This is a genomic window from Vibrio sp. Hep-1b-8 (genome assembly GCF_006124995.1).
Lineage (GTDB): Bacteria > Pseudomonadota > Gammaproteobacteria > Enterobacterales > Vibrionaceae > Vibrio.
This window is the reverse complement of the sequence record NZ_QEWN01000130.1, coordinates 1-6,009: the sequence shown is the minus strand read 5'-3', so window position 1 is coordinate 6,009 and position 6,009 is coordinate 1. Positions and strand designations below refer to the sequence as shown.

Sequence of the window (6,009 nt, the reverse complement as noted above, 5' to 3'; positions counted from 1 at the left end):
GTCTTTATCGATGCAGTTCACCCAACCTTATTAACAAAAATATCTCATGGCTGGATACGTACTGGTCAGGCTAAAGTGATTGAAACAACGGGCAATCGTAGCCGATTGAACATTATTGGCGCACTAAACCTGTCAGATATTGGTGCCACCATCGTTCACGATTACGAGAGTATTAACAGTGAAAATATTGTTCGCTTTTTCTGTAAGTTAAGAGAGAGTTATCCATTAGCCCATAAGCTTCATATCATCTTAGATGGTGCGGGATATCACCGCAGTGACTTAGTCAAAGATGCAGCGTTTGTCCTAAATATCGAACTACATTATCTTCCACCTTACAGTCCAAACCTCAACCCAATTGAGCGGCTTTGGAAGGTAATGAACGAGCAGTCGAGGAATAACGTTTACTTCAAAAATAAACGAGACTTCAAGGAAGCCATCGATCAATTTTTTACTGTGACTCTTCCAGAGATCGCAGGTTCACTGACGTCTCGAATCAATGATAATTTTCAGGTACTCAAGCCTGCATTTTCAAGTTGATTGGGTATAACCTTATCCCACGGAATTGGATCGAGCGTCGCACCAAGTTGTTTGGCTCTTTCTGCCATCCGCTTGCCATAATTGATTCGATAGATTTCAGCATCGTTGCCAAAGGAATCCATATCGAGCTCCTTAATAGGTTCAAGCTCTGTGACAAACTTGTACTCGGCACAGCCCCGTATCCATATTTTGGTTATTCCGTTGGGTATGAAACCAAATACAATATCATTGCGGTAACATTCAAGTTCGACCCCATCCCATGTTATGTATTTATCTTTAATGACCATTTGATCTTTTAGTCGGTCAGGTAACTCAAATTGAGTGATAAACGATTTTGCGTTGCTTATTGACGTCCAGTAAATGGTGATGCTATCAGGTAAGTTATTTGTACCTGCGACTTGGCTTGAGTAACCAATTGGTGCGCCAAGAACGATGCCATACCCATCATACGATGGATACGATTTCGTCATATAGTCATATTCAGTTCTATAAAAATACTGTAGATAATTATGTACAAAGGAAATCCAACCTCCCTGCTTATTTTCTCCATAAGCTTTGGTTACTTTAACTGGATACAAGGTCGACATAGCATAGCCAACACGCCATTTAGGCATATCTTCCGGTACGTTAGGCGCTCGACTAAATGCATTAGCATTTGCATAAGGGATAAGCCCTAACAGGGCAATAAACCACTTTATATCAAGACATCTCATAGCATCGTGCCCTCTACTTATCTTGGAAAAGGTCAAAACACATCATAGTTCGAGCTTAGTAATTTCTTCTTTGGAATAGACCTTGTTAACCTTATCCCACGGAATTGGTTCAACGGTAACACCCAATTGTTTTGCTCGTTCTATAACCCGCTCAACGTATGCATTCTTGAAACTACCATCTGTATTTTTAGGTATATCTAATTTTTGTTGTGCAATTGGCGTAAGCTCTGCGATGAAAATATATTCGCCACACCCGCGCAACCAAACTTTGCTGTTCCCATTTGGTAAAAAGCCAAAAATAGTCTCGACTCGATAGCATTTTTTATTGAAACCATCTCGACGAGTGTACTGATCTTTTGTGCTCATTATCTTTTTAACTTTCTGGGTTAAGTCCCATTTTGTAGTATAAAAAGTCTGCGTAGAGATTGATGTCCAGTGAATATAAATACTATCGGGCAAGGTATTGGTACCGGAGATTTGAGTGGAGTAGCCAATTGGAGCCCCTAATGGAATTCCAAACCCATTGTAATCTGGATACGACTGCTTAATATATGCGTAGTCAGTTCTAAACATATATTGTTGATCGTTATGGACAAATGAGGTCCAATCTTGTTGTTCATTAACGCCATACGCTTGCTTCACTTTTACTGGATATAGCGTCGGCATAGCATACCCCACAACCCATTTAGGCATATCTTCCGGTACGTTAGGCACCCGACTAAATGCATTAGCATTTGTGAAAGCGATCAGCCCTAACAGGGCAATAAACCTCTTCATCTCACGACTCCTTCTGGCATGGATAGATCTCCCGCTGATAGCCCTCGCCCACTTTGTTAGGTTTATTGGCAATGGTGTTATCAGAAGAGTGATGGATTAAATTTGCATCAAATAACTTGTTTATAATTGGGCTATCTTTAATCTCTGCAACGTTGCTTATATTTAATTCTTCCAATAACTCACCGCTCTTCGCCGCCGCAAGCGCTTTATCGCAAAAATCTGCAAAGCGATATTTGCCAATATTCGTTGGCACCGAATAATAGCTGTCTCCTGCTTCATACCAAACTTGACCGTCGGTATCACTTAATGGCACACCGTAATGTTGTGCTAGGCCAAACATCACTCGCAGGTACAGCCTGGATAAGTCACCACTCACCACTCTTTTTTGATAGAGCGTCCCTTGTAAGCGTGTTCGCTCTTTATTGCCAGTTCTAAGTAGCTGAAAGTCAATATGGTAGTCGTTTCTATTCCAACCTAACGCCAGCTCGCGCTTAATAGTTGGCTCAAGTTTGGCTATTATTCGTCGTTTGACCTCGTCAATATTCCCATATCCGACCGGCTTGATGACTCGCTTGATTGGCTTATTCTCTAATAAAGGTAACAAATAAGGTATGGTTAACCTGCGTTGACGCGATAATGTTGTATAGGCGTTAAGGGAGTGGTAGCCACCACCGATATCAGAATGGGCACCAGGTACCACATACTCATGAAAGTGCTCGGCAGAATTGATACGGTTTAGACTAAAGTTGCGGCGGTATTCAGTTTTTTGGTGGGCAGTAAGATGGACAACCCGTTTGACTCTATCGGGATCGAGCCACAGTCTTACACCTCCATTGTTATTGTTGTGCGGTGATATATCACCCTTTGTAAGGTCAACCATCGCAGCAACCGTATCAAATAAACCAACAAATTTGATTGATACTGAAGCATCACTATTCCAATTAAAACCTGCTTTTAAGTCAACGCCATTTAACTTACAAGCCTGAGCCATTTTTTCAGAAAACACTGCATGTTTACCGTCAATAATTAAATTTATAAAGTGCCTCGCGGCTGCTGCCCCACGACTAAAACCAAACACGTCAAAACAGACATCGCTCAAGCCATCAGTATTAGCTGAGTTAAAGTTATCTAAATCTGATATGCGCTCAAGACTCTTACATAGCTGTTCAATGCTGGTTACTACTTTAGCTTCAACCCCATACAACCCTAACCCCATAGCTTGTCCAATCAATACAGACTCATCGGCAGGTATAGTGTTGTCCGTTTCATTACCGGTGCCGATTCCTGTTATGTATTCAGGATGAACAAAAATACGTTCTTTATCGAAGTAAACATCACGCAAGTACAAGTCATATAGTTTTTGAATATTGGTTAATTCATTCGCTGCACTGCTCTTAATCGCATGATCCTCTTGCCAGAAAAAGCGAAACTTATCCTGTTCGGGAAACTTAAACACTTCCTCTGGCCACTCAATCGGCGGCCTATCTTTGTATAGGTTATGCAATGGATACCATTTGTGGTAGTAGCTATCAAGCTTACTCTTGCCCCACTGGGCGCTATAGGTGTTGTTGGCTGTTCCATCAAAGAACATCCCAACGCGTAACGTAATAAAGTTAAAGCCTCTTACTTTCAGTACATAGCTTTTATCGGTGATTAATTTAAGCTTATCTGCCTGCCCTTTTTGGTGCCTAGATGGTAGAGATAGCCCTTCGCTCAATTCGGTAAGGTCACCGGCGGTTACTTCAAAATAGCGTGTTGCACTGCCTTTATGGCCTAGATGATTGTCGGCAAACTCTTTCGTTGGATCACTGTCTGTTGCGCGGTTAGGAATACGCTCGTCACCTTGTGCTGCGGATATCCAAGCATCGCACTCTAACAGAATCGTTGCGGGGCCAGGCGCCATCCGATCAATAAAAATTGGACCATCATCAAGATAAATTGGAAATGCATTCCCTCCGTAGTCAAGGAGAGTTCCTCGCACTCCAAAGAAGGGACGGTTAAACTCATCGCGAATATAGATTTCTATCCAGTGAGTCATCCTGTCACAGGGTAAGCAATATGGGCTTGCGCCAGTAATACTCATACCCAACCCTCCTGAATCACTTTAAGTAGACTTAGTTCCTGCTCGGTGAGTCGCAATGGCTCTGACAACTGTAATAGATGAGAATTGCTTCGTTGCGCTAACTCAACAATCGCGCATGCCTCGAGCTCCGAAACGGGATATCCCAACTCAATTCCTCGCTCTAGTGCGCTTGATATCACTTGTAGTGGTTCATCAAGTTGTTCGAGAATGTCAGGGATCAGCTCCCAACAACGTTTTTCTATTGCAATGGCGTGATGCTTAGTGTTGTAGATCGGTGCAAGGTGGTGAGGTTGGAGTTTCCACCACGTCTCCTTCTTTAGCTCAAAGTGGCTCTGAGAGTGGCGTGTGAAGCTAATTAACTTGTCATCAACTAACGCCAAGCTATCAATATTGCCGAGAAATTGTTGTATTTCTGATGGCATCATCGCCTTTAGCATCGGCGCTATCACAACCTTGTCATAGAAACGGAATAGTACTTCTTCGCCATCAAGCGCAGACATTAGCATGCTGCGTAAATGTTGAATCGTGGTTACTGAGCAAGTTGTGGCAATGCCTAAACCCTGATTAAGCAGGCCTTCATCCAACGCCAGTACCTCATCAGATACTGGGATAAGCCATGGTGACAACGCCATGACATCTTTAAATGTATTCCCCCAAAACAGCGGAGCTGCATTATCAAACCCAAATCCATTCGACGTTAGTGCTTGATTATGAGTTCGTGCACAAACCAGCCAAAAGCTGTTAGGTTGTTGTTCTTTGAGCCAAGCCTTGAGCATTATTCACCTTCACGTTACAGAATTCGCACCTAACTGAATGGTAAAACGAGGTGCTTGAGTACATGGTGGCTTCAACCCAAAAGAAAACGCATTTAACTGCCCAATGTCATTTGTCTACTATTGAGCAATAGACCAGCAAGCGAGGATACGCCACAGCCATCGAAGCTAACAAAATGATCCTCCCCTTTAGTATCAATTGTGATTCAATTTGCCCGATATCCCGGGTAGATGACGTTAATGTGATTTCACTTCCACCAGCGAATATGACTACGTTTAAGTAAGCTGCCCCACACCAAGCAGTAGCCCGATGGCTGAGAAAAAAGTAAAGGGGCGCCATGTTTTACTCGCTCGCTGTTACATAGTCACAGTCTTCACACAAGACGATGTTTAAGTGAAGAGAACGTACCTAATGAATCAAACTTAACCAGTTGATTATCATTGACGTTTGAAATGGCCCAATTCAGTGATTATCAGTTGCTAGAAATCAGATAGAGTGATAGTATCCGCGCTCGCTTACAGAGTTACTACCAATTTCTCTTGAGCGGTTAGCACACATAACAAGGTCGCATTGTTAGTGTGATTATGAATATCTTAAATTTTTGAGAGTTATACTATGAAATTTGAAGCAGTAGTACGTACTGAACTAGGTAAAGGTGCGAGCCGCCGCCTACGTCACGCTGGTAAATTCCCTGCAGTTGTATACGGCGGTGAAGAAGCAGCTGTATCTATCGTTCTTAACCACGATGACATCGTTAACCAAATGGACAAGCCTGAGTTCTACGAAGGTATCGTTCTAGTAATCGACGGTGCTGAAGTTAAAGTTAAGCCACAAGACGTTCAACGTCACGCTTTCAAGCCAAAAGTTGAGCACATGGACTTCATCCGTATCTAATTCCCGACCAAGGAATTAGTTGGATTAAATCCAGCCTTTTGCATATAAGATAATCGGCCTTACCATCCGAGAAATCTAAAAATTCGAAACCCCGATGCTACCAACATCGGGGTTTCACCGTTTTTGAAGCCTCAAAAACGCTCTCAATTCTCTTCAAGTTAAACGGGCATAGATTCATGTAAGTAATTAACTTATACCCAATCAACTTGAAAATGCAGGCTTGAGTACCTG

Annotated in this window: 6 protein-coding genes; 2 read left to right on the top strand and 4 right to left on the bottom strand. The window is 42.5% G+C overall.

Annotated features, from left to right (window positions below; genetic code table 11):
* A partial coding sequence (locus DA100_RS17830; RefSeq protein ID WP_138973359.1) for an IS630 family transposase occupies nt 1-537 on the top strand: 537 nt, incomplete at its 5' end.
* On the opposite strand, the gene DA100_RS17825 is transcribed toward DA100_RS17830, so the two are convergent.
* From DA100_RS17825 to DA100_RS17810, 4 genes are read right to left on the bottom strand one after another with little or no spacing between them, the layout of a single operon-like run.
* Nucleotides 507-1,250 carry a DUF2931 family protein gene (locus DA100_RS17825; protein WP_138973358.1) on the bottom strand — a complete coding sequence of 248 codons (744 nt, stop codon included), beginning with the start codon at nt 1,248-1,250 and terminating at the stop codon, nt 507-509. The genes DA100_RS17830 and DA100_RS17825 overlap by 31 nt on opposite strands.
* A gap of 42 nt (nt 1,251-1,292) precedes the next feature.
* Nucleotides 1,293-2,027 carry a DUF2931 family protein gene (locus DA100_RS17820; RefSeq protein WP_138973357.1) on the bottom strand — a complete coding sequence of 245 codons (735 nt, stop codon included), beginning with the start codon at nt 2,025-2,027 and terminating at the stop codon, nt 1,293-1,295.
* A gap of 1 nt (nt 2,028) precedes the next feature.
* On the bottom strand, nt 2,029-4,110 hold the full coding sequence (locus DA100_RS17815; RefSeq protein ID WP_138973356.1) for a DUF2235 domain-containing protein: 2,082 nt from the start codon (nt 4,108-4,110) through the stop codon (nt 2,029-2,031).
* The gene (locus DA100_RS17810; protein WP_138973355.1) at nt 4,107-4,886 is read right to left on the bottom strand and encodes a DUF4123 domain-containing protein; all 780 of its coding nucleotides are present in this window, start codon (nt 4,884-4,886) and stop codon (nt 4,107-4,109) included. Before DA100_RS17810 ends, DA100_RS17815 begins: the two co-directional genes overlap by 4 nt.
* A 613-nt stretch (nt 4,887-5,499) precedes the next feature.
* Here DA100_RS17810 and rplY point away from each other — a divergent pair.
* Nucleotides 5,500-5,778, top strand: a complete 279-nt coding sequence (rplY, locus tag DA100_RS17805; protein WP_138973354.1) for a 50S ribosomal protein L25 — start codon at nt 5,500-5,502, stop codon at nt 5,776-5,778.
* Nucleotides 5,779-6,009: the final 231 nt, after the last annotated feature.